The sequence below is a fragment of the Bacillus sp. C1 genome, assembly GCF_054570475.1.
This window is the reverse complement of sequence record NZ_JBTMZT010000004.1, coordinates 363599-387794: the sequence shown is the minus strand read 5'-3', so window position 1 is coordinate 387794 and position 24196 is coordinate 363599. Positions and strand designations below refer to the sequence as shown.

The following is a 24196-nucleotide window of genomic DNA, read 5'->3' as shown; positions in this document are numbered from 1 at the left end:
ATAACGAGTGTAGGGTGATATATGTGGGAAATAAAGTATTATTCTGTGCAACAGTTGATATTCATTTTAAAGCTTTTCACTTGCCATATATGAAATGGTTTAAAGAACAGGGATGGGAAGTTCATGTTGCTGCTGCGGGTAACATGGAACTCCCTTACGTGGATAAGAAGTATGAGCTTTCTATCCAACGATCACCTTTGCAGTCCAAGAATATTAAGGCGTATAAAGAATTGAAAGCGATCATTGATGAAAATGGGTACAAAATTATTCATTGTCATACACCAATGGGGGGCGTAATTACACGTTTAGCGGCAAGAAGTGCTAGAAAATATGGAACGAAGGTTTTATATACTGCACACGGGTTCCACTTTTGTAAAGGTGCCCCGCTTATAAATTGGTTATTATATTATCCTATTGAAAAAGTGATGGCAAATTACACAGACTGCCTGATCACAATAAATCAAGAGGATTATGATTTGGCTGTTCAGCGGCATTTCAAAGCAACTAAAATTGAGCAAGTGCACGGAGTGGGAGTAGACACAGAATACTTTCAACCAGCTGATGAGATTCAAAAGCTTTGTACGAAGAGTGAGATGGGATATAAGCCCAATGATTTCTTGATGTTCTATGCAGCTGAGTTTAATAAAAATAAAAATCAACAATTGTTGATTCGATCATTGGCTTTAATAAAGGATAGTGTTCCAAATGCAAAGCTTCTATTAGCTGGAAACGGTCCCTTATTAGAAGAGTGTAAAGACTTGGCTAAACAAATTGGCGTATTTGAAATGATAGAATTTCTTGGTTATCGGAATGATATTTCGAAAATTTTATCCGCCTGTGATATTGCGGTTGCATCGAGTCTTCGCGAAGGTCTGCCGGTTAATATTATGGAGGCAATGGCTTGTGGGTTACCGATAATTGCAAGTGAGAATAGGGGACATTTGGAGCTTGTAGAAGATGGAGTGAATGGTTATATTATTTCCGATCAAGATGCTCAAGTGTTTGCTTTAAGAGTAGTAGAGATCAGCAAATCAAAGGAATTACTTGTGAAAATGGGTATTGAAAGTGAACGAAAAATACATAAATATTCGATTGTTCAAGTTAAATCGGAATTGAGTTCTATTTATTGGAAATATATTCTGGAGGAAACAGATGAAGCCGAAAGTAAGTATAATAGTTCCTGTTTATAATGTTGAAACTTTATTAGGAAGATGTTTAAACAGCTTAATATCACAAACACTTGAAGATATTGAAATTATCATGGTAAATGATGGTTCAACAGATAAGAGTGCAGATATACTTAAGAGGTATGCAAAGAAAGATAAAAGAATCATAGTGATTGAAAAAGAAAACGGTGGTGTTTCTTCAGCAAGAAATGCAGGTATACAAGCCGCGAGCGGAGAATATATTGGGTTTGTTGATCCGGACGATTGGATAGACATGGAAATGTATGAAACCTTGTATAAGGAAGCAGTTCAAGGTAAGGCCGACGTTGTTATGTGTACATATACTCGTGAATTTGGAAGTCATTCAAAAGAGAAGAAATTTGATCTCCCTGAAAAAATTTGTTATGAAGGCGAAGAAATTAAAGCGAATGTAATGAGACGTTTAATTGGTCCTATAAATGAAGAAATGGGAAATCCAGCATTCTTAGATGCTTGGGGGACTGTTTGGTCAAAGCTTTATCGTTCTACGGTTATTAAGGAAAATGCTATTCAGTTTGTAGATTTGAGTTATATTGGTACAAATGAAGATTCATTATTTAATATACAGGCGTTTTATTATATAGATAAATTTATTTTCTTAAACGAGCCATTTTATCATTATTGGAAAACAAATGCGGCTTCGGTGACATCTAATTACAAATCGGAATTGATGAACCAATGGTTTAACTTGTATGATATTATTGAGAGATTTTTAAAAGATAAAGGGCTATCAGGGAATTTTCAATTAGCTTTAAAGAATCGTATTTGTCTTAATACGCTCGGACTTGGTCTGAACACAATCAGTAAAAGTAATCGTGTATCGCCATTAAAGAAATTTAATATATTAAGTAAAATACTGAATGATGATCGTATAAAACGTTCTTTTAAACAATTAGAAATGAATTACTTTCCGATTGTTTGGAAGGCGTTTTACTTTTGTGTGAAATACAGGTTTACTGCAGGATATTATTTCATGTTAGTGGCAATAGATTCACTCAGAAAGATGATTAGATAGGAGTGGTACTCTTGAAACCTATTCGTATACTTCAAGTAGTTACTGTTATGAATCGTGGCGGGCTTGAAACTATGTTGATGAATTATTACCGAAGAATAGATCGTAGCAAGATTCAATTTGATTTTATGGTACATAGAACAGATAAGGGACATTATGATGATGAAATTGAGAGGCTTGGTGGAAAGATTTATCGAATGCCACAAATACGTCCTGGCAATTATCGCCGTTATTTTAAATTACTCAATGAGTTCTTCGCTACTAATCCTGAGTATAAAGTAGTACATTCCCATATCAATGAGAACAGTAGTTTTGTATTGAGAGCAGCAAAAAAAGCAGGTGTTCCGTGCCGTATTGCTCACAGTCATTTAAGTGATTTAGGTATCGATATAAAACTTCCTTTTCGATTATATGCAAGATTCACAATGAAAGAAAATCCAACTGCATATTTTGCATGTTCAAAAAAAGCAGGGGAATGGTTGTTTGGGAAGAAAAGAGCAAGTTCTAATGAAGTTAAAGTTCTAAATAACGCAGTGAATGCTGCAGAATTTAAATATAACGAAAGTAACAGAAATAAAGTAAGGGAAGAAATTGGAGCAAACGATAATACGTTAGTTATCGGGCATGTTGGAAGATTTAATAAGCAAAAAAATCATGAATTTTTAATAGATATTTTCCATGCTGTACATAAAAAGAACCCAGAATCTATACTGCTTCTCATAGGGGAGGGTACCTTACGTGCAAGCATTGAAAAAAAAGTCGCTGACTTAGGGTTGTCTTCTAAAGTCAGATTTCTAGGAACTAGAACCGATATTCCGCAATTGATGCAAGGATTTGATGTTTTTCTATTTCCGTCGCTTTTTGAAGGCTTGCCAGTTGTACTCGTGGAAGCACAGGCTGCTGGTTTAAATTGTGTGGTGTCTGATGCAATTACTAGTGAATCTAACTTGACTGGCCGAATGAAATTCATGGATTTAAAGAGTTCAACGGAATTATGGGCAGATTCAATTCTATCCTCATCATTAGAGCATGAGGATACAACAAATATCATGCAAAATATGGGCTATGATACGGCTACTATGGCAAATTGGCTGACAGATTACTATTATGCACATGCCTATAAATAATAAAAACTTGATGCAGGAGGGTTTGCAATGACATCACTTTTAACCGTTTTTACGCCTACATATAATCGTGCATATACCCTTCATTTATGTTACGAAAGTTTAAAGAGACAAAAATGTAAAGATTTTATTTGGCTAATCATTGATGATGGCTCTACTGATAATACAAAGGAACTTATAGATACTTGGATTGCAGAAGATGTCGTTCCCATTCGCTATCATTACCAAGAAAATCAAGGTATGCACGGAGCACACAATACCGCTTATGAATTAATTAATACAGAGTTAAATGTTTGTATAGACTCGGATGATTATATGGCTGAAGATGCCGTTGAAAAGATTGTTTCATTTTGGAAGACGCATGGGAGTAAGAAATTTGCTGGAATAGTTGGATTGGATGCGAAACAGAATGGAGAAATCATTGGAACTAAAATGCCATCTCATATTAAATCATCCACATTGTCAGGTTTGTATGGTCTTCATGGGGTTAGCGGCGATAAGAAACTCGTTTATCGTTCAGAGTTGACAAGAAATTCTTTGCCATATCCTATATTTTCAGGAGAAAAATATTGTCCGCTCAGTTATAAGTATATTTTAATTGATCAACAATGCCCCTTACTCATTATGAACGAAGTTTTATGCCATGTGGAATATTTAGATGATGGTTCAAGCATGAATATGATTAAACAATATAAGAAAAATCCGCGTGGCTTTTTATTCTTCAGAAAGGTTGCTATGAGGTATGCTCCATCCTTTAAGGAGAGATTTCGGGAATCTATACATTATGTATCGAGTAATTTAATGATCAGAAATTATGCTTTTCTTAAAGAATCACCATGTAAGGGTACTACTTTCTTGGCGATACCTTTCGGGATTATTCTTTATCTTTATATACAGAATACAAGTAATAAAACTGTTTCGAAGCGCCATTAGAATGATAAAGGTTTGCCGGTAATTGCTATTTAAGATGGCGATAATTGGTTGATATATTTATGTGTAAAGATATCTACTTTTTTCCTTTGTCTTTGCTTGTTTAAGTTACTTGCTTGTTTGCTCTGTGAAGGGAGTTATGGAATGACTATATTATGGATAAACCTTTTTGTAGTTTACATGTTATCTTTTTTTGCAAGATATTCTGCAAAGAGCATGAGCAATGGGATCGTTCCAGTTCAACCAAATAAAATGTTTAGTTTCTTGGCAATGACATCTCTTGTTATTGTATCGGGACTTAGAAATAATATTGGTGATACTTATTTTTACATGTATTCCTATGACCACAATGAATTTAGTTGGAGCAGTATTGATTTCTCAGGGGATTTTGGGTTTGACATTTTACAGATGTTTCTACAGCATTTCTCAAAAGATTCACAAATAATGGTGTTTTTTGTCGCTTTAGTGACAAATATATTAATTGTAATAACTCTTTATAAATACTCCCGGATGTTTGAATTAGCTTTATTCGTATACATTACAGGTGGAATGTATTTGGTATCCATGAATGGAATTAGACAGTTTTTAGCAGCATCCATTGTCTTTCTGGCCACGAAATATATATTCAATGGGAATTTCAAAAAATATATTTTAATTGTACTTTTAGCAGCTATGATTCATAAATCAGCGCTTGTCTTAATCCCAATTTATTTTTTGGTTAGGAGAAAGGCTTGGGCTTGGGATACGTATGTACTGCTGTTCTTCTCGGTTATTATAGTGATTGGGTTTAACCAATTCTCATCAGCTTTATTCTCGGCATTAGAGTCAACTCAGTATGGACACTATAAGAACTTTGCAGAGGGAGGAGCAAATGTATTACGTGTTGCAGTTAGTGGTGTCCCATTAGTTATTGCATATCTTGGAAAAGAAAAATTAAGAGAAGTTTTCCCGAAAAGTGATTACATTGTAAACATGTCTTTAATTGGTTTAGTGTTTATGATTATTTCAACGCAAAATTGGATATTCGCGAGATTTACCATTTATTTCAGTTTATATCAATTAATTTTAATTTCATGGATTGTTGTATTATTTTCTAAAAAGGATAGGAAACTCGTATATTACGGACTTTTACTATGTTATCTCATTTATTACTTTTATGAGAGTGTAATAAGTTTAGGTATCATTTATACAAGTAAATATATATCTTTATAAATTTTTTTAGTAATACTACGTCTAAGTATATCGAGGGAGCGTGTATCAATTGGAGAACGTGAGGAAAATTCCATCAACTATACATTATTGTTGGTTTGGTGGTAGAGAGAAACCTGAGATTGTACAAAAATGCATAGATAGTTGGAAGAAGAACCTCCCAGAATATGAAATTATTGAATGGAATGAAAATAATTTTGACATAGAATGTAACTTATATGTCAAAGAAGCCTATGATTCGAAAAAATTTGCATTTGTAAGTGATTATGTAAGGGTATATGTTCTGTATAAGTTCGGAGGTATTTATTTAGATACCGATGTAGAGGTATTCAAACCTTTTGATAATATGCTCCATCATGATTCATTTTGGGGATTTGAACAAGAAAATTATATAGCTACAAGTACTATAGGAGCTATGAAAGGAAATAAGTTAATTAAAATATTTTTAGATTCATATGAAGGGAAAGAGTTCATCAAGGAAGATGGAAACCATGATGAGTTAACCAATGTGGCTATTGTAACGAATATATTAAAAAATGCAGGATTGAAATTAAATGGAGAATATCAAGAAATAAGCGGTATGGGAGTTTTTTATCCACAAACATATTTTTCTCCATATGATTATATCAATTGTAGAAAATTTATAACTGAAAATACATATGCAATGCATCATTTTTATAAAAGTTGGTTGCCGCTCAAAGTAAGAATCAAGGGTAATATAAAATTGATCTTAGCGAAAATAATAGGTGGAAATAATATTGCTAGGTTAAGAAGTATAACAGGAAAAGAAGGTTTTAAGGGGAATACACATGATTAAGGTATTCAAGAAGATTATTCAAACAATAGTTGCAGAAAGCCGTAATAGAGGACTATATTTCACTGTACTCATGAATATATCACATGTAATAGGTGCATTAAGAGGTGCCTTCTATAAGGTACTATATTTCCGGAATATAAAATGCTCAATCTTTTTTCTTCAAGCAAATAGCAAAATTGAGATCTTTAATAAACGTTCAAAAGTTAATGTTGGAAAGTTTGTATTTGTAAGAAAGAATGCCAGCATTAGACTGGATTTTGACGGAGTATTAGATATAGAAGAAAAAGTATTTATTAATGATAACTGTAATATCAACTGTGTAAATAGAATATCGATTGGAACGGGTACAAAGATAGGACCCAATGTGTGCATTAATGACCATGACCATAATTATAAAGACCCTACAGATGGCCATCTGGTAAAAGGTGAAGTAAAGATAGGGAAGAATGTTTGGATTGGTTCGAATGTAGTTATATTAAAGGGAACTGTTATAGGCGATAATACCGTAATAGCCGCTGGAAGCGTTGTAAAGGGGCAGATTCCTTCTAATACGTTATTCGTGAATAAAAGGGAGAATATGTGTATTGATCGTAATAATTTAAGTAGCTAATGAAAAGTTTATTCCATATGAATTCACATAATACGATTATTTTCATTTACTTACATCGAAATAAAACATGAATGTGAGGGAGCGTATGAAAAAAAATGTTTTAATCTCTATCTATGATATGGAAATCGGTGGAATAGAAAGAAGCTTAATTAATATGTTGGAAAGCTTCGACTATGATACATACAACATAGATTTATTAATATTTAATCATACCGGAGAATTCTTAAATCTAGTACCTAATAAAGTTAACGTACTACCACAGATAGGTGGATATACCGTCTTTAGGAAGTCAATTGTGCAATGTGTACGTGAAGGATATTTTGGGGCGGTAATCACAAGAATAATAAGTAAGTATATGGCGGGTAGAATATCGAAAAAGAGACAGTTAAAAGAAGGTCCAGGATATGTTCAGATGCAGCTTGTGTCAAAGTATGCAGCATATTCTTTGCCTAAGCAGAAAAAAAAGTATGATGTTGCGATTAGTTACGCATGGCCACATGATGTTTTAGCTGATAATGTCAGCGCTGATAGGAAGATTGCTTGGATTCATACAGATTATAGTACGTTAGAAATTGATAATGAAATTGATTTTGCTATGTGGAATAAATTTGATCACATAGCATCAATATCGGAAGAATGTACAAAGGCTTTTTTAACTGTATATCCATCGCTAAAAAATAAAATTGTACAAATAGAAAATATTACTTCACCCCAATTTATCCGAAATATGGCTAAAAGCACTGTGAATTTTCATAAACAAAGTAACGACACCTTTAATATTTTATCGGTTGGAAGGTTGTCATATGCGAAGGGGTTTGATGTTGCTATAAAAGCCCTTAAAGCATTACATAATAAAGGGTTAAGCAATATAAAATGGTATGTCATAGGTTACGGATCGGACGAATCTATCCTTAAAGAACTGATAACGGAACAACAGTTAGAAGACAGTTTTATATTATTAGGCAAACAAACGAATCCATATCCTTATATGAAATCATGTGATTTATACGTTCAACCGTCCAGATATGAGGGGAAGGCCGTTACAGTTACAGAAGCCAAAATCCTTGAAAAACCCATATTGATAACCAATTATCCTACTGCGGCCAGCCAATTGGATGAGGGGATTGAGGGCGTTATATGTGATTCAAGTGTAGAGGGATTAGTCAAAGGTATCGAGAATTTATACAGAGATGATGAACTACGGGAAACATTAATCAATAATTTGCGAGAGCGAGATTATAGCAATAACGCTGAGTTAAACAAGCTATATCAAATTATAGACGTCTAAACAATTAATACATTAAGTGTAAGGAACAAAAATAGCAGTGTATTTATGATAGTGGCGTAAGAGATTTCTCCTAAAGGTGTGATTAGGTATGAACCCAAAAGTAAGTGTAATAATACCAGTTTATAACGCAGGAAAATATATCACCCAGTGTATAGAATCACTTTTAAATCAAACACTTCAAGAGTGTGAGTTTATATTTGTGAATGATGGTTCAACAGATAACAGCAGAGAAATAATTGAGAAGTATAGAAAATTAGATGGCCGGATTATACTTATCAACCAAAGAAATCAAGGTGTAAGTGTTGCTAGAAATAGAGGGCTAGATTTAGCCGCTGGGGAATATGTCGGGTTTGTTGACGCTGATGATTCTGTAAAAAGAGATATGTATAGGGTGTTATATGATTCAGTAAAAGAAAATAATTGTGATGTAGTTATATCCAATTTTGAGAGTGAAATGGAAGGACATAAGGTAACTACAAAATATCCATTTCCTATAGATACTGTTCTTAAAAGAGATTATATAGAGCAAGAATTATTACCTTATTTTCTAAAGGCGGATAACTTGAATACTGTTGTAAATAAGATGTATCGAAATCATATAATTAAAGAAAATGACGTTAAATTCCCAAATGGAATTGCATTGGGGGAAGATGGAATGTTTAACGTTGAATTCTTTAGTATCGCAACCCGTATGAAATATATTAATTATACAGGTTATCACTATAGAGAAGTAGTTGGTAGTGCCACTAGGAATATATCGGAAAGAGATTACTTTGAGAGGGCTGTAGAGGTATATACTATGGAATTGCCCAAAATATATACTGATAAACTTAATAAAGTAAAGATAAATCAATTAAAATCAATAAAGTTTATGAACAGTGTAATGTCCTATATACATGTTTATTTTACCCCATCTAAAGATATAAGTTTTGGTAAGCGGTATAAATACGTAAAAAGTATGATACGAAATAAACATGTGAGAGAGGCACTGCCTATGTATTATAGTGAAATTTATAACAAATTAGGCAGGTATGAACGCTTAATAATAAATTTAATAAAGAGACAATCAACTGTGGGGCTTTATTGCGTTACAGCCTACAGTAGATTCAGAAATAAGTAATAGTGAGGGAGTTTAAGTATGAAAATTATGATGTTTGCCCATGGTGGAAGTCTTAATAGAGGATGTGAGGCTATTGTTCGATCCTCTACTAATATCATAAAAGAAAAGGTAGATGGAGCAAAGATATATTTGGTATCAAGTAAGCCTGAAACAGATAAGATTATAACAAAATTAGATGGAATATATGATGGTTCTACTAAGAGTATAGCGAAGTACTCATATGATTGGTGGATGGCTTTACTGAAAGTGAAATTGTTTAATGATGAATCTTATGCAATAGCTAAAATGGAAGATAATATAATTAAACATATAAAAAATGTGGACGTATGCTTATCTATAGGCGGAGATAATTATTGTTACGGGGAGCAGCCTGCGTTGTATGAAATAGATAAAAGAGTAAAAGCAGCAGGAAAGAAATTAGTGTTATGGGGATGTTCTATAGGTGAAGAGGATATGTCTGAGAGAAAATTAGGAGACTTAAAACAGTTTGACCTAATATTAGCTCGTGAAACTCTTACCTATAATATGTTGAAAAACAAGGGACTTAATAATGTTAAATTATGTGCAGATCCTGCATTTACTATGGAGAAAGAAGAGTTGGAATTACCTAAAGGATGGCAAGAGGGGAATACAATAGGCCTTAATTTCAGTCCACTTGTATGGAAGAGAAATAAGGATTCACAAGTTGCAGTAAGAGATTTAATTAATCATATACTGGATACTACAAATTCAACAATCGCTCTCACGCCGCATGTTATGCAGGATGGAAATAATGATTATGAAGTTCTATATACATATTATGAAGAATTTAAAAATACAGGTAGGGTCATTATATTACCAAACAATTTAAATGCAATACAATATAAAGGGTATATAGCTAGAATGCGATTCTTTATAGGAGCTAGAACACATGCAACGATAGCGGCTTACTCAAATTGTGTTCCAACTATGGTATTGGGATACAGTATAAAGTCGAAGGGAATAGCTAAAGATTTATTTGGAGAAGAGAAATTAGTCTTAAATATTGAAGAAATATCTAATAGTAATAAATTAAAAGCTAAATTCGATGAGATGATAAGAGAAGAAGATCAATTGAAGAGCAAACTAGAGCAAACTATGCCTAATATTAAAGGAATGTCATATAAAGCGATAGAATACTTACAAGAATTAGCTAAGTAAATCGAGGTTATATTATGAAAAAAAAATTATTATTTGTTATGCCTAGTCTATCTGCTGGTGGTGGAGAAAAGAGTCTGGTAAATTTACTATCTCAAATAGATTATCAGTTATATAGTGTAGATTTATTTTTGTTTAACCATGAAGGTATATTTATGGAATTTTTGCCAAAACATGTACAAATTTTGCCTATACCAGAAGCATATAAGACGTTTACTTTACCTTTGGTTAAATCGGTCAAAGCATTTTTATTAAAGGGAGAAATATCGCTAGCATATAATAGATGTATGTTCACCATAAAGAATAGAAGGGGAAAAAATACATCGATACAGGAACAATACAGCTGGAAATATATTGCTAAGTCTTTAAATGAAATTGAGAAACAGTATGACGCTACTATTGGGTTCTTAGAAAAAACCGCTACATATTTTTGTGTAGATAAGGTGAAAGCACATAAAAAAATAGGATGGGTACATATTGACTATAATAAATTAGGAATGGATTCGAATTTTGATACTGTGTACTTCGAAAAGCTAAACAATATAGTTACAGTATCGGAAGCGTGTGCCAATATCCTAGAAGACAGATTTCCTAATCAAAAAGATGAGATAAGTGTTATTTACAATATTGTATCACCGACAATGATACATAAAATGGCTAATCAAGAAGATAAGGATGTTTATGTTAAGAAAGACGATGAAATTATTATCCTTTCAGTAGGTAGGCTTCACTATCAAAAAGGCTTTGAACTGGCTATAGAATCTTGCAAGAAACTAATAGATAAAGGGTACAAAATAAAGTGGAATATTATAGGTGAGGGAGAGGAAAGAGAACAACTGACTAATTTGATAAAAGCAAATAAATTAGAAAACAATTTCAAATTGTTAGGGTTAAAATCTAATCCTTACCCGTATATAAAACAAGCAGATATTTATGCACAGACATCTAAATTTGAAGGGAAATCTATAGCAATTGATGAGGCAAAGATATTGAATAAGCCTATACTTGTTACTGATTTTAGTACTGCAAAAGATCAAATTGACAATGAGATAAATGGGTTAATTGTAGACATGAAACCAGAGGCTATTGCAGAGGGAATTGAGAGACTTATAAAAGATATAGAACTAAAGAAAAAATTAGTAAGTAATCTTTCGAAAGAGAAATTAGGAACGGAAGAAGAAATATATAAGTTATATGAAATTCTATAATGGGTGAAGTTCATGAAAAAAAATATATTATTTATAATGAATAATTTAAATTGTGGTGGGGCTGAAAAAGCCCTAATTTCTTTATTGGAAGTTATAGATTATTCTAGATACAAAGTAGATTTATTCTTATTTAAGCATGAAGGAATATTTATAAATAAGTTACCAAAAGAAGTCACTGTATTACCGGAACCAATAAAATATAAATATTTTGATATGCCTATAAAAAAATCTTTGACCGAATTAATGAAAATAGGGGATTTTAAAACGATATTTTCTAGAGGAATATTAGGTTATCTGGCGAAGACAGAAACAAATGGAGCCATAATTGAGCAGAAAATATGGAAATACATGTCGGATTCAATAGGTGAGATCAATAAGGAATATGATGTAGCTATAGGATTCCAAGAAAAAAATCCTATATATTTTTGTGTAGACAAGGTAAAAGCGAAAAAAAAGATTGGATGGATACACACGGATTATAATAAATTAGGGATTGATTATAGTAAAGAAAAATCTTATTTTGGTAAATTGGACCATATAGTGACTGTATCAGAAGAGCTAGTAAATATTTTAAAGGATATTTTTCCTGAATATGAAAATAAAATCGGATGCATACACAATATAGTTTCTTCAAAAATGATAAGGAAAATGTCATTAGAGAAAGTTGATTTTAAAGAAGAAAACGATAGCAGTATATCATTAATTTCAGTAGGAAGGTTGGCTAAAGAAAAGGGATTGGATATCTCTTTAGAAGCATTTAATATACTCATAAAAAAAGGGTACGATCTTACATGGTATTTGATTGGAGAAGGCAACGTAAGAGAAGAACTTGAAAGAATTATAAAGGAAGAAAAATTAGGAAAAAGAGTAAAATTATTAGGTGTAAAAGAAAATCCATATCCATACATAAAACAATCAGATATATATATACAGACATCTAGATATGAAGGTAAATCTATTTCTATAGATGAAGCAAAAATACTTGCAAAGCCAATAATAATTACTAATTTTGAGACAGCTAATAATCATATAAGAAATAATATCAATGGAGTAATCGCAGAGATGAACCCTATGTCAGTGGCAAATCATCTTGAATTATTAATAAAAGATGAAAAATTAAGAAGTAAGTTCATCGATAATCTCAAGAAAGAAGAATTGGGGACAGAGGATAAAGTCGATCATTTGTATAATTTAATAGAGGATTAAATCTAGCATTTGAAAGTACGTTAAATAATACATCCATTGGAGGCCATTATGTTTAATTGGATAAAAAAATCCTTAATGGTAAGATTGGGAATGGTATGTCTTGAAGATTTAACAGTAGAAGCGTGTGTACAAAGAGGTATGAAGGTAGGAGAAAATTGTAGTGGATTAGCTGGGAGTACAATTGACTATGCTCATTGTTGGCTCATAGAAATAGGTGATAACGTTACATTTGCACCTCAAGTATATCTCCTTGCACATGATGCCAGTACGAAACGATATCTAGATTATACAAAAATAGCGAAAATAAAAATAGAAGACAATGCATTCATAGGAGCAAGGGCTTTAATAATGCCTGGAGTTACAATAGGGAAAAATGCTATTGTGGCTGCGGGAAGTGTAGTAACAAAATCGGTTCCAGAAGAGTGTATTGTTGGTGGGAATCCCGCGAAAATTATAGGGAAAACAAAAGATTATATCAATAAGCACAAATTAAATATAAAGACAGCACATTGTTATGATAAAAGCTGGACAATAGGTGAGAATATTACACCAGATATGTGTACGAAAATGTCGGAAGAATTAGGTAGTACGGTTGGATATGTTAAATGAGTATTTAAATTATTTTCACGTTGAAAGGGCAATATAAAGATGATATTTCAAGTTTTGAGCTACATTATAATTTTTATTATTTTAATGATTATTACCATAGACTTAGTACCTGTAATAAAAGATTGGGTACTAAGAATTCATATAGGGAGATATGAAAGTAAAGCCACATGGAATAAGACTATAACGAAAAAAGGGTCTAAGTGGTTACTAAATACACCGAAAATAAAAGTAACAGACAATACAAGATTGGTTGTATTGGATATGCTGAAAGGAAATTATACGAAAAGTACGATACAACATTGGCAAGAAGCATCATTAGTATTAGGTTTATCTGAGTATTTAAAACATAATGATGATAAGGAAATGAAATCAGAGATTGAAAGATTTTTGAATTCAAAATTTGATAGTAGTGGTCAATGGGTGGAAAAACCTAAGCATATAGACGGGGCTATACTCGCTTACGCCATTATGAAACTAGATTACATTGATATAAATAAATATAAAAAAGCATTAGATTATACATGGGAAATGATTAAGGACCATATAGGTGAAGATGGTACAGTAGAATATAGGAAGTTTATGAAGAGCTACAGATATGTAGATACGATAGGGTTTATATGCCCCTTTTTAGTTTGTTATGGTACTAGATATAACGAGGAAGAGTGTATAGATCTAGCGGTGAAACAAATTCAGGAGTATGAAAAGTATGGAATGTTACATAAACATTCGCTACCATGTCATGTCTACAAAATAGAGAATAAAGTCCCTCTTGGATTATATGGATGGGGAAGAGGTCTTGGGTGGTTTGCTATTGGTCTTATAGATGCTTGGAATGAATTGCCCCAAGATAGTAAGTATAAATTATCATTTGAGGAGAGTGTGAAAAGATTTGCGAAAACTGCAATGAGTTTTCAACAAGATAATGGAAGTTGGAATTGGACGGTAACTAGAAATGAGAGTAGACCTGATTCTTCTGCTACGGCTACACTTGGATGGTTTATGTTAAATGCCTCAAAGATAGATGGAATTTCAAGTGAATGCATGGATAGCGTAGAGAGAGCCATGCATTATTTAATGCAAGTTACAAGAAAAGATGGGGCAGTTGAATTTTCTCAAGGAGATACAAAAGACATAGGAGTGTATTCCACACTGTTCAATATATTGCCGTTTACTCAAGGGTTTTGCGTTAGATTAATCAATGCATATTTAAGTAGGAACTAAACCTTCATCCCCTTTACTCGTATTTGTATGAGGTAACTGTATTGATAAAGAAAATAAATGATTTGAAAATTCGAACCATTTATTTTTGGGGAAAATGAGAAAGGTGGGAATCCTATGTTAAACTCTTTAACGTCATTTAGATTTATTGCTGCGCTAATGGTTTTCTTATTTCATATGGGTGTGTTTAGCCAATATCAATTAGGTTCAGCGGGCGTTCAATTCTTTTTTATTTTATCTGGTTTTATTTTAGCTTATAATTATCATTCTAAATTTACTGAACTAAATAAACACAGTATTAAAAAATTCTATAAAGCAAGATTTTCTAAAGTATATCCAGTTCATGTATTAACCTTTTTTCTTTCTGTACCATTAGTTATTTTATACTTTCACCCTAATAGTTTATATTTTATAAAACTTGCTTTTATGTCAATCATTAATTTGCTATTGGTACAAAGTTTTGTACCTAGTCAGGGTACTTATTTTAATTTTAACGGCGTTTCGTGGACATTATCAGTTGAAGCTTTCTTTTATGTTATGTTTCCTTTTTTGCTATGGGTATTTATGAAACTTAAAGTTAAAAAGAACATTATTACATCCATATTGATATTCTTGGTAGCATGGATAATTTTATTTCTATTGAATAAAAACTTGGATGAGAATAATCCATTTTTTATTTGGTTATTACATATTTTCCCTGTTACTAGATTGTTCGAATTTTCAACGGGTATACTTTTGGGATTGATCTATATTGAAAAATCCGATAAAGCAAACTTTAACAAAAACATATTTACTGTTTTAGAACTCCTATGTTTACTTTTATCCATTGCAGCATTATCGTATTCGATAAAATTAGATGCAGGGATTGTTCGTGGTGTTTATTTTGTTCCACTATGGTGCTTGTTAATTTTCACTTTTTCATTTCAAGGCGGTATATTTTCAAAATTATTATCACAAAGGCTATTTGTTTACTTAGGTGAAATTAGTTTCTCATTTTATATGATTCACCAATTAGTGATACGATACTCGGGTTTCTTGAAGTTAGAAAATACATATAGTTTTGTGGTTTGTTTAATAGTTTCTTTATTGTTCAGTGCAGTAATTTATCAATTTTATGAAGAGCCGTTACGTAAGAAACTTCGTTTTGGTTTTCAAAAAAAACATCAAAAGATACAAGTGTCTTCACCAAAAGAATGCCTTAAATAAGAGGTTTTTATAAAAGATTATTGTTAAATGTAGTCCTAGAAAACAAACATTTTCCTCTTCATAGCTCGAAAAAATTAATATCTAAAGATAACAAATAGAATAAAGTGTAATAGATTTAGTACGTAAATGAGAGGGAGTATAAATGGATTTTCTTTTTGTGATATTAAAAGATATATTTTCATTTGTAGAAGTTAAGTTTTGAAATAGGCAAACAATTAACTGAAATGATTACTGTGAATAGATGGAAAGAAAAAGTTAGGATAAAAATGAGGGAATTAAATGAAAATAACAGTCTTCACTCCAACATACAACAGGAGTTATATCATAGAGAAATTATATAGATCGTTACAAGAACAAACATATACAGATTTTGAATGGTTAGTTATTGATGATGGATCAAGTGATAATACAGAAGAATTATTCGAAATGTGGAAACTAGAAAAAAATTCATTTTCTATACGGTATTATAAAGTTGAAAATGGCGGGAAACATAGAGCGATTAACAAAGGTGTTGATTTGGCTGAGGGAGAAATGTTTTTTATAGTAGATTCTGATGATCATATTACAGAGGATGCGTTAGAAAGCATAGTAGAATGGGAAAATAGTTTGGAGGATAAAAAACTATTTTGTGGTGTTTCTGGTAATAGGGGAGGGAGCAGTAAGGATTTTTTAGGAACAACGTTTAAAGGTGAATACGTTGATGCAACTTCTCTTGAACGGAATAAATACAATATAACAGGAGATAAAGCGGAAGTGTTTTATACCGATATACTAAGGAAATACAAGTTTCATGAGTTTGAAGGGGAAAAATTTATGACAGAGGATACGGTATGGAATAGGATAGCTTATGAAGGTTATAAAATAAGATGGTTTAATAAGACAATATACATATGTAATTATTTAGAGGATGGCTTAACAAAAAATATGAGGGATATATTTGCCAAAAGTCCTAAAGGTACAGCCTATTACATAAATCAGCAAATTGAATTTTATAGGTGTGGCCTGAAAGGTAAATTATCCTATTATAATTTATATTATGATTTTGTTAAGTCTAATTTAAATGTAAAGAAAGCAGCAGAGTATTTGGGTATTCATTCGTTTACTTTACGATCAGCTATCTTGTTGACTACGTGTAAAAAAATTATATCAAGAAGGTTTTAATATGAGAGTAAAAAATTCCATAATTAATATATCTGCTGGAATCGGAAATCAAATTATTGTCACATCTTTAAGTTTTATTTCACGAACCGTATTTATTAATAATCTGGGCATTGAATATCTAGGTATAAATGGATTCCTTACCAATATATTGTCTATGCTTTCGCTAGCGGAGGCAGGAATAGGCGCTAGTATAATGTACAGTCTTTATAAGCCAGTCGCGGAAAATGATCAAGAAAAAATCAATATACTTATGAGATTGTATCGGAAAGCATATATGGTAATCGCTTTGATTGTCTTGTTACTCGGATTGTCTCTAATGCCGTTTCTTGGATATTTTATTAAAGACTCGAATGTAGAAAACATCCATTGGATTTACCTTATATTTTTATTCAATACAGTTGCTCCTTATTTGTATATGCATAAGAATTCATTTTTAAGTGTTTCTCAGAAGGGTTATATTGTAACGGGGATATATTCCATATCTTCAATTGTATCTGCTTGTCTCAAAATTGGAATCCTTCATTTTACAAAAAATTATATTTTATATTTAGTTATTGATAGTGTAATAACAGTTACTACTAGCATTCTTTTGGCAATCATAGTCAACAGAATGTACCCATTTTTAAAGGATAAAGTTTCGGGTGTATTAGATGCTGAAACGAAAGAAAAAATTGTTAAGAATGTGAAAGCAATTGTGTTGCAAAACATAGGTAATTACTTAGTATTAGGTACGGATAATATTCTTATATCTTCATTTATTAGTGTAGCGGCAGTTGGACTGTATTCTAACTACAATATGTTAATAGAAATTTGTAGGAATTTTACTTATCAAATTTTTAATAATACATACCATAGCGTAGGGAATTTAGTAGCAAAAGAAAGTATAGAGAAGGTTTATAGTGTGTATAAAGTCTATATGCTTTTGAACTTTTGGTTATACTCATTCTTTTCTATACTCTTATGTATTATAATGGAGCCCTTTATCACTTTATGGATTGGATCAGAGTATCTTATGAGTAAAAGTGTGTTGTTTATATTAGTAATTATTTTTTATGAAAGGGGCATGAGGAACTCCATAACAACTGTGAAAACTACAGCAGGTGTTTTCCATGAGGATAGATATGCACCTTTAGTTCAAGCTGCTGTCAACCTAGCTGTTTCTATTGTGTTAGTTAAATATATGGGGATAATGGGTGTATTTCTTGGTACCCTTGTAAGTGTGATTACTGTTCCTTTCTGGATTACTCCTTATTTAGCATACAAAAATGTATTTAATAGGTCTGTAATGGATTATTTCTTTAAATACTCCTACTACACAGCGCTAGGTATAGGAACGTATTTTATTACCAGTTTTGTGAGCAATTTCAACTTATCAAATAATTTTTTTGAGTTATTGTTAAAGGGAATCATTTGTATCATAGTTCCTAATGTGATTTATATATTAATTTTCTATAAAACAACTGAATTTAAATATTTATTTGGAATTGTTAGAGGGATTTCACAAAAGTTATTAACAAAATTCAAGTTAAATAGGGGAATGTAAACGCTAGAATAAATTTTACCTGTTTCACTAATATGAACTTTGCACTTTCATCTACATGTGTTGCCCACTTTATTTGCAGTAACAGCCGTGGTTCTTTTAATATCAAGGTTGTTTATTAATTCTGTAGAGGCTCCATGTCAAGTAGATTATGCGCACTTAAAGTGTAAAAGAGAACGTAGCAGAAAGTGTAAAATGCACCTTGGTGGTTACATTAAAAATGATGGTGCCAATTCTGTTGTTTTTATCATTACGCACAGTTGTTTAGAAGACACTCTACTTAGTTTACGTTGGTTAACTATGGAAAAGGCGATAACTATAGTTAAATGTGTATTTAATAATGTATCTACTGATATAAGTACAACTACTAGATCGATAGCTAATACTATTATTAACTGAATATAGAAAGAAAAAAACGCTATATTTTCATAAAAATATAGCGATTTTGTTATTGAGTTTAAGCACCTAATCTTTAGGGGATGAGGACATGTATTTATAATATACTGACTGAAATTCATAGCAGAATGTAAGTTGCGAATTGGTTTGATTTTATACAGGTGTAGAGTTAAATTGGCCACCCTAAAGGTAGTTGAAAGATTTCTGTGGGAAGCGCCGTAAAAAATTTTTGATTGGAGTATAATTACTTATGAAAAGGCTTTTTGATTTGTTCGTTTCTTTGTCATTAGCAGCGTTGTTTTCAATTCTTCTTATAATAGTAGCAATTTTAGTTAGAGCTAAGTTAGGTTCCCCTATCTTATTTAAGCAGCAACGCCCAGGATTACATGGTGCACCTTTTTTTCTATATAAGTTTAGAACGATGACCGATGAGACGGATGGTGAGGGAAATATGCTTCCAGATGATGTAAGACTTACTAAGTTCGGTAAATTTCTTAGAAAATATAGTTTGGATGAATTGCCACAGTTAGTTAATGTTATAAAAGGTGATTTAAGTTTGGTGGGTCCGAGACCATTATTGATGGAATATTTGGAGTTATATACAGAAGAACAGGCTAAGCGGCATAATGTAAGACCAGGAATTACAGGATGGGCGCAAGTGAATGGAAGAAATGCAATCTCATGGGAAGAAAAGTTCGATTTTGATGTGTGGTATGTGAAAAATCGAACTTTTCTTCTGGATATGAAAATTTTGTTATTGACGGTGAAGAAAGTATTTAAATCAGAAGGAATTAACCAAGTTGGACATGTAACTATTGAGAAATTTACTGGCCCAAAGACTTTTGAGGAGGTGAATGAATGCAAATAGTCATGATTGGGGCAGGTGGCCATAGTAAGGTTATTCAAGACATTATACTATCATCATATAGGGATTATAAAATTGTTGGCCGATTAGATGATATGTATGAACAATTAAGGGTTAAGGATGGCGTTTATTTTGGACCTATTTCTGCAGCTGAAAAGCTAATGAATGAGCATACAGATGTAAGGTTCGTAGTAGCTATAGGGAATAACAGAATACGAAAACGAATTATGGAGCAGTTAGGGATTCCTAGTCATCGTTATGTGACGCTTATACATAAACAAGCTATCGTTAGTTTAAGTGCAACGATTGGAAATGGTACGGTTATTATGCCAGGTGCAATCGTGAATGCAGATGCTGAAATTGGAGATCACGTTATTATCAATTCAGGTGCTATTGTTGAACATGATAATAAGGTAAGCGATTTTGCACATATTTCCCCAAAGGCTGTGCTTACAGGGACTGTAACTGTAGGAAAAGGCGTACATATAGGGGCAGGGGCTAATGTAATTCCAAATATTACAATTGGTGAGTGGTCTGTTATCGGTGCCGGGGCAACAGTGATCTGTGATATTGCAGCAAATTGTATAGCAGTGGGCGTTCCAGCTAGAGTGATAAAAAAAGAACTGTAGGATGGTGTTTAAAGTGGTATATGCACAAGAAAAAACAAGAATCTATCTCTCCGCCCCACATATGAGCGGTAATGAACAAAAATATATAAAAGAAGCATTTGATATGAATTGGATCGCTCCACTTGGTCCAAATGTTGATGCGTTTGAAAGCGAGATTTCATCCCACGTGGGAGTTCGGGATGCAGCTGCAGTTAGTTCAGGAACCTCTGCCATTCATTTAGCGTTGCGTTTACTGGATGTAAAAAATGATGATACGGTATTTTGTTCAAGTCTTACTTTTATAGCGAGCGCAAATCCAATTTTATATTTAGGGGCTACACCGGTTTTTATTGATTCAGAGCCTGAAACATGGAATATGTCACCACAAGCTTTAGAATGTGCATTGCATGATGCAGCCGAAAAGGGAATGCTGCCAAAAGCAGTAATTGTTGTAAATCTATATGGACAAAGTGCTAAGATGGATGAAATTCTTTCATTATGTAATAAATATGAAGTTCCAGTAATTGAGGATGCAGCAGAATCACTTGGTTCTTACTACAAAGGTAAAGCGAGCGGAACATTTGGGAAATTTGGGATTTATTCGTTTAACGGGAATAAAATCATTACAACCTCAGGTGGAGGAATGCTTGTATCTAATGATGTTGAGGCTTTAAGAAAAGCAAGATTTTTAGCTACTCAGGCAAGAGATCCTGCCCCGCATTATCAACACAGTATAATGGGATATAACTATCGAATGAGTAATGTTTTGGCAGGTATAGGTAGAGCGCAGTTGCAAATCCTCAAAGATAGGGTTCAGGCAAGAAGAAAAATATTTGATAGATACTATCAAGAATTATCTCAGATTCCAGGTATACAGTTTATGCCTGAGTTAAAGGATACTTATTCGAATCGATGGCTTACAGTTCTTACTATAGATGAAGAAAAAACGGGAGTATCGATTCAGGAATTAATAAAACACCTGGAAAATGAAAATATTGAGGCGCGCCCTGTTTGGAAGCCACTTCACATGCAACCTCTATTTAAGGGAATAACGTATTACCCTCATAGTGGTTGTGAAGATATTGCTAGAAAATTATTTGAAACGGGCTTATGTCTTCCATCTGGATCAGGTATGACAGAGAAAGATCAGGCAAGAGTTATTACATGCATCAAAAATGCATTGACGATAAGTTTTAGTATATAAAAGAAAAAATGGTACAACTATAAAAAGTTATTTGCTTTCTGTTCAATTATCAAGTAGCAGCCATGTTGAATGACATGGCTGCTACTATTAAAGCAGCGGGAGAAAATATAACAAAATTTATTCGTTTTTTAGCTATCCAAAAAAGAGAAATTAATATTTGTTATTTTGATTATATAGATGCTTGACAATGCAATAGTGAAATGATAACCTGAATTTATATTCTTTATAAAGAATATAAATGTTTTATTAGTATATTAAAATTATATATATTTTTATTTGAATGAACAAAAAATACATAATAATTTTTATTGAAAATAAGGAAATTATACCCTTGTTCTTTTTTGATATCAAAATGAGAATGCAAGGGTTTGTTATAAGGTAGATAGCCTAAAAATTACAACTTTAAAATCTGTTATGCGGAAACACGGTAGTTTGAGAAAGGGTTTTTCTGGAATATAAATAATGTTTTATTGATATATCTGGTAATTATCTTGTTTATCGAGTTTGCCCTTACTTGTTTCGTAGCGGGAGGAAAGAAATGAGCGCAATAGCTGGAATTTATCATTTAAATAAGGAACCCATACCGTTTGAGCATAGCACTGGAATCATGTCAGCTTTATCTCGTTATCCAGCCGATAGTACCGATACGTGGCACAAGGAAAATATTTTTTTGGGTGCCCATATGAAATGGATAACATCTCAATCTATCAACGAACAGTTACCTTATTATGATTATGAAAAGCAATTGGTCATAACGGCTGATGCTATTATTGATAATCGTGATGAATTATTTGATAGATTGCAAGTGGAACGAGCATTTAGAAGAGAAATATCTGACAGTAAGTTGATTTTACTGGCTTATCAAAAGTGGGGGGAAGATGCACCGAAATATTTAATTGGTGATTTTACCTTTATGATTTGGGATGAAAGAAAACGTTTACTTTTTGGCGCGCGTGATTTTTCGGGAAGCCGAACGTTTTACTTTTTCCGTAACCAAAATCAATTTGCCTTTTGTACCAGCATAGGGCCGCTATTTTCCTTACCTTACGTCGAGAAGGATTTAAATGAGCAGTGGTTAGCTGAATATTTAGCGATACCGAATATGCTGGATACGATAGATGCATTTTCTACAGTCCATAAAAATATAGAACAAGTGCCTCCTTCTCATACTATCTCTGTAATTGATGGAAAAGTTAGTATTTCGAAATATGATGCGTTATTTGTAGGAGAGAAGTTGCAGCTCAAATCAAATCAGGAGTATGAAGAGGCATTTCAAGACGTGTTTAAAAGTGCAGTGACATCAAGATTGCGTACTCATCGTAATGTTGGTTCCCATTTAAGTGGGGGATTAGATTCAGGTGCCGTTGCTAGCTTTGCTGCAGGAGCCCTGCAGAAGGAAAATAAAAAATTATATACATTTAGCTCTGTACCTGCAGAAGGATTTATTGATTGGACTCGTAGTCATACCATTGCAGATGAGAAGCCGTTTATCCAATCTACAGTACAGCATGTAGGAAATATGAACGAACACTATTTGAATTTTCCAGGGGAAAATTCATACTCTGAAATTGATGACTGGCTTGATATTATGGAAATGCCTTATAAATTCTTTGAAAACTCTATTTGGGTAAAGGGAATTTATGAAAAGGCACAGCAACAAGGAGTTGGAGTGCTCTTAAATGGGGCAAGAGGAAATTTTACCATCTCTTGGGGACCAGCTTTAGATTATTATGCAACTTTACTTAAAAAGTTCAAGTGGTTCCAACTTTATCGCGAAATTGATTTATACGGTAAAAACGTTGAAGTTAAAAAATCACGGATACTGAAAGTTATAGGAAAGAAGGCGTATCCATCTATAAACAACATGTTCTCTCCACAACAACAATATGAATTGCCGACGTTAGTCAATCCAGAACTTGCAAAACGTACTGATGTATTCAACAAACTTGAGGAACATGGTGTTAAAGCAACGGGAGCTTCTATACCTAACATATATGAAATAAGACAGAAACATTTTGAACAGTTAAATGTATGGAATACCACTGGTACAAGTGGAACAAAACTTTCCTTGCGCTATGGCTTGCAGGGGCATGACCCGACGAATGACTTACGGGTAATTCGATTTTGTTTATCTCTACCACTCGAACAATTTGTTCAAAATGGCTTCAATCGGGCACTTATCCGAAGAGCTACAAAGGGATTGCTTCCTGACAAAGTAAGATTGAATCAACGTGTGCGTGGGATACAGGCTGCCGATGTGGTTCATCGCATGATTCCTTCATGGAAAATGTTTATCGAGGAGCTACAACAACTTAGCACAGATCCTGTAGCCGCTAACTTTTTTAATATGGAAATCATTAAGAGTGCGATTTTGAAAATTCAAGGGAAACCACAGCCAGAATACGTGTTTGATCCTGATTTTAGAATTTTAATGCGCAGTCTTATCGTTTATCGATTTATCAAGAAGTTTATTTGAAGGGAGGT

At 32.7% G+C, this 24196-nt stretch carries 21 protein-coding genes; all 21 read left to right on the top strand.

The annotated features are described in order from the left end of the window. Positions 1-23 precede the first annotated feature (23 nt). The 21 genes from ACX5JI_RS15675 to ACX5JI_RS15575 all read left to right on the top strand — a co-directional run bounded on the left by ACX5JI_RS15675 (position 24) and on the right by ACX5JI_RS15575 (position 24188). Positions 24-1190, top strand: coding sequence for a glycosyltransferase family 4 protein (locus ACX5JI_RS15675; protein ID WP_459501958.1), 1167 nt, complete (start codon positions 24-26; stop codon positions 1188-1190). Next, positions 1153-2220, top strand: coding sequence for a glycosyltransferase (locus ACX5JI_RS15670; protein WP_459501957.1), 1068 nt, complete (start codon positions 1153-1155; stop codon positions 2218-2220). The genes ACX5JI_RS15675 and ACX5JI_RS15670 overlap by 38 nt, the downstream gene beginning before the upstream one ends. A gap of 11 nt (positions 2221-2231) precedes the next feature. Then, positions 2232-3344, top strand: a complete 1113-nt coding sequence (locus tag ACX5JI_RS15665; protein ID WP_459501956.1) for a glycosyltransferase family 1 protein — start codon at positions 2232-2234, stop codon at positions 3342-3344. Positions 3345-3371: 27 nt separating this feature from the next. Beyond that, positions 3372-4274 (top strand): glycosyltransferase family 2 protein, encoded by a 903-nt coding sequence (locus ACX5JI_RS15660; RefSeq protein WP_459501955.1) that lies wholly within the window; start codon positions 3372-3374, stop codon positions 4272-4274. Positions 4275-4415: 141 nt separating this feature from the next. Then, complete coding sequence (locus ACX5JI_RS15655; protein WP_459501954.1) at positions 4416-5483, top strand: EpsG family protein; 1068 nt, start codon at positions 4416-4418, stop codon at positions 5481-5483. A 49-nt stretch (positions 5484-5532) separates the two neighbouring features. Beyond that, complete coding sequence (locus tag ACX5JI_RS15650) at positions 5533-6297, top strand: glycosyltransferase family 32 protein (protein ID WP_459501953.1); 765 nt, start codon at positions 5533-5535, stop codon at positions 6295-6297. Further along, positions 6290-6907, top strand: coding sequence for an acyltransferase (locus tag ACX5JI_RS15645; protein ID WP_459501952.1), 618 nt, complete (start codon positions 6290-6292; stop codon positions 6905-6907). Before ACX5JI_RS15650 ends, ACX5JI_RS15645 begins: the two co-directional genes overlap by 8 nt. Positions 6908-6992: 85 nt before the next feature. Continuing rightward, complete coding sequence (locus ACX5JI_RS15640) at positions 6993-8195, top strand: glycosyltransferase (RefSeq protein WP_459501951.1); 1203 nt, start codon at positions 6993-6995, stop codon at positions 8193-8195. 88 nt (positions 8196-8283) lie between these two features. Then, positions 8284-9315, top strand: a complete 1032-nt coding sequence (locus tag ACX5JI_RS15635; protein WP_459501950.1) for a glycosyltransferase — start codon at positions 8284-8286, stop codon at positions 9313-9315. 18 nt (positions 9316-9333) lie between these two features. Next, positions 9334-10494: a polysaccharide pyruvyl transferase family protein gene (locus ACX5JI_RS15630; RefSeq protein WP_459501949.1), complete on the top strand. Its 1161-nt coding sequence runs from the start codon at positions 9334-9336 to the stop codon at positions 10492-10494. 14 nt (positions 10495-10508) lie between these two features. Further along, a complete protein-coding gene (locus tag ACX5JI_RS15625) occupies positions 10509-11699 on the top strand; it encodes a glycosyltransferase (RefSeq protein ID WP_459501948.1) in 1191 nt (396 codons plus the stop codon). A 12-nt stretch (positions 11700-11711) separates the two neighbouring features. Next, positions 11712-12905, top strand: a complete 1194-nt coding sequence (locus ACX5JI_RS15620; protein WP_459501947.1) for a glycosyltransferase — start codon at positions 11712-11714, stop codon at positions 12903-12905. A 48-nt stretch (positions 12906-12953) separates the two neighbouring features. Then, the gene (locus tag ACX5JI_RS15615) at positions 12954-13514 is read left to right on the top strand and encodes an acyltransferase (RefSeq protein ID WP_459501946.1); all 561 of its coding nucleotides are present in this window, start codon (positions 12954-12956) and stop codon (positions 13512-13514) included. Positions 13515-13553: 39 nt separating this feature from the next. Next, positions 13554-14735: a glycoside hydrolase family 88 protein gene (locus ACX5JI_RS15610; RefSeq protein ID WP_459501945.1), complete on the top strand. Its 1182-nt coding sequence runs from the start codon at positions 13554-13556 to the stop codon at positions 14733-14735. Between the two features lie 114 nt (positions 14736-14849). Next, the gene (locus tag ACX5JI_RS15605) at positions 14850-15938 is read left to right on the top strand and encodes an acyltransferase family protein (protein ID WP_459501944.1); all 1089 of its coding nucleotides are present in this window, start codon (positions 14850-14852) and stop codon (positions 15936-15938) included. A 279-nt stretch (positions 15939-16217) separates the two neighbouring features. Beyond that, on the top strand, positions 16218-17099 hold the full coding sequence (locus tag ACX5JI_RS15600) for a glycosyltransferase family 2 protein (RefSeq protein ID WP_459501943.1): 882 nt from the start codon (positions 16218-16220) through the stop codon (positions 17097-17099). 1 nt (position 17100) lies between these two features. Then, positions 17101-18642: a lipopolysaccharide biosynthesis protein gene (locus ACX5JI_RS15595; RefSeq protein ID WP_459501942.1), complete on the top strand. Its 1542-nt coding sequence runs from the start codon at positions 17101-17103 to the stop codon at positions 18640-18642. Between the two features lie 643 nt (positions 18643-19285). Next, positions 19286-19903, top strand: coding sequence for a sugar transferase (locus ACX5JI_RS15590; protein ID WP_459501941.1), 618 nt, complete (start codon positions 19286-19288; stop codon positions 19901-19903). Beyond that, on the top strand, positions 19894-20529 hold the full coding sequence (locus ACX5JI_RS15585; protein WP_459501940.1) for an acetyltransferase: 636 nt from the start codon (positions 19894-19896) through the stop codon (positions 20527-20529). Before ACX5JI_RS15590 ends, ACX5JI_RS15585 begins: the two co-directional genes overlap by 10 nt. A 13-nt stretch (positions 20530-20542) precedes the next feature. Next, complete coding sequence (locus ACX5JI_RS15580; RefSeq protein WP_459501939.1) at positions 20543-21712, top strand: DegT/DnrJ/EryC1/StrS family aminotransferase; 1170 nt, start codon at positions 20543-20545, stop codon at positions 21710-21712. 538 nt (positions 21713-22250) lie between these two features. Then, positions 22251-24188, top strand: a complete 1938-nt coding sequence (locus ACX5JI_RS15575) for an asparagine synthase-related protein (RefSeq protein WP_459501938.1) — start codon at positions 22251-22253, stop codon at positions 24186-24188. The last annotated feature ends 8 nt before the right edge of the window (positions 24189-24196 follow it).

Bases quoted from the DNA above. Each gene is read 5' to 3' on its own strand.
- ACX5JI_RS15575 (WP_459501938.1), top strand. From the start codon at position 22,251: ATGAGCGCAATAGCTGGAATTTATCATTTAAATAAGGAACCCATACCG.
- ACX5JI_RS15660 (WP_459501955.1), top strand. From the start codon at position 3,372: ATGACATCACTTTTAACCGTTTTTACGCCTACATATAATCGTGCATAT.
- ACX5JI_RS15640 (WP_459501951.1), top strand. From the start codon at position 6,993: ATGAAAAAAAATGTTTTAATCTCTATCTATGATATGGAAATCGGTGGA.
- ACX5JI_RS15630 (WP_459501949.1), top strand. From the start codon at position 9,334: ATGAAAATTATGATGTTTGCCCATGGTGGAAGTCTTAATAGAGGATGT.
- ACX5JI_RS15605 (WP_459501944.1), top strand. From the start codon at position 14,850: ATGTTAAACTCTTTAACGTCATTTAGATTTATTGCTGCGCTAATGGTT.
- ACX5JI_RS15615 (WP_459501946.1), top strand. From the start codon at position 12,954: ATGTTTAATTGGATAAAAAAATCCTTAATGGTAAGATTGGGAATGGTA.
- ACX5JI_RS15625 (WP_459501948.1), top strand. From the start codon at position 10,509: ATGAAAAAAAAATTATTATTTGTTATGCCTAGTCTATCTGCTGGTGGT.
- ACX5JI_RS15610 (WP_459501945.1), top strand. From the start codon at position 13,554: ATGATATTTCAAGTTTTGAGCTACATTATAATTTTTATTATTTTAATG.
- ACX5JI_RS15595 (WP_459501942.1), top strand. From the start codon at position 17,101: ATGAGAGTAAAAAATTCCATAATTAATATATCTGCTGGAATCGGAAAT.
- ACX5JI_RS15600 (WP_459501943.1), top strand. From the start codon at position 16,218: ATGAAAATAACAGTCTTCACTCCAACATACAACAGGAGTTATATCATA.
- ACX5JI_RS15620 (WP_459501947.1), top strand. From the start codon at position 11,712: ATGAAAAAAAATATATTATTTATAATGAATAATTTAAATTGTGGTGGG.
- ACX5JI_RS15655 (WP_459501954.1), top strand. From the start codon at position 4,416: ATGACTATATTATGGATAAACCTTTTTGTAGTTTACATGTTATCTTTT.
- ACX5JI_RS15635 (WP_459501950.1), top strand. From the start codon at position 8,284: ATGAACCCAAAAGTAAGTGTAATAATACCAGTTTATAACGCAGGAAAA.
- ACX5JI_RS15585 (WP_459501940.1), top strand. From the start codon at position 19,894: ATGCAAATAGTCATGATTGGGGCAGGTGGCCATAGTAAGGTTATTCAA.
- ACX5JI_RS15645 (WP_459501952.1), top strand. From the start codon at position 6,290: ATGATTAAGGTATTCAAGAAGATTATTCAAACAATAGTTGCAGAAAGC.
- ACX5JI_RS15670 (WP_459501957.1), top strand. From the start codon at position 1,153: ATGAAGCCGAAAGTAAGTATAATAGTTCCTGTTTATAATGTTGAAACT.
- ACX5JI_RS15590 (WP_459501941.1), top strand. From the start codon at position 19,286: ATGAAAAGGCTTTTTGATTTGTTCGTTTCTTTGTCATTAGCAGCGTTG.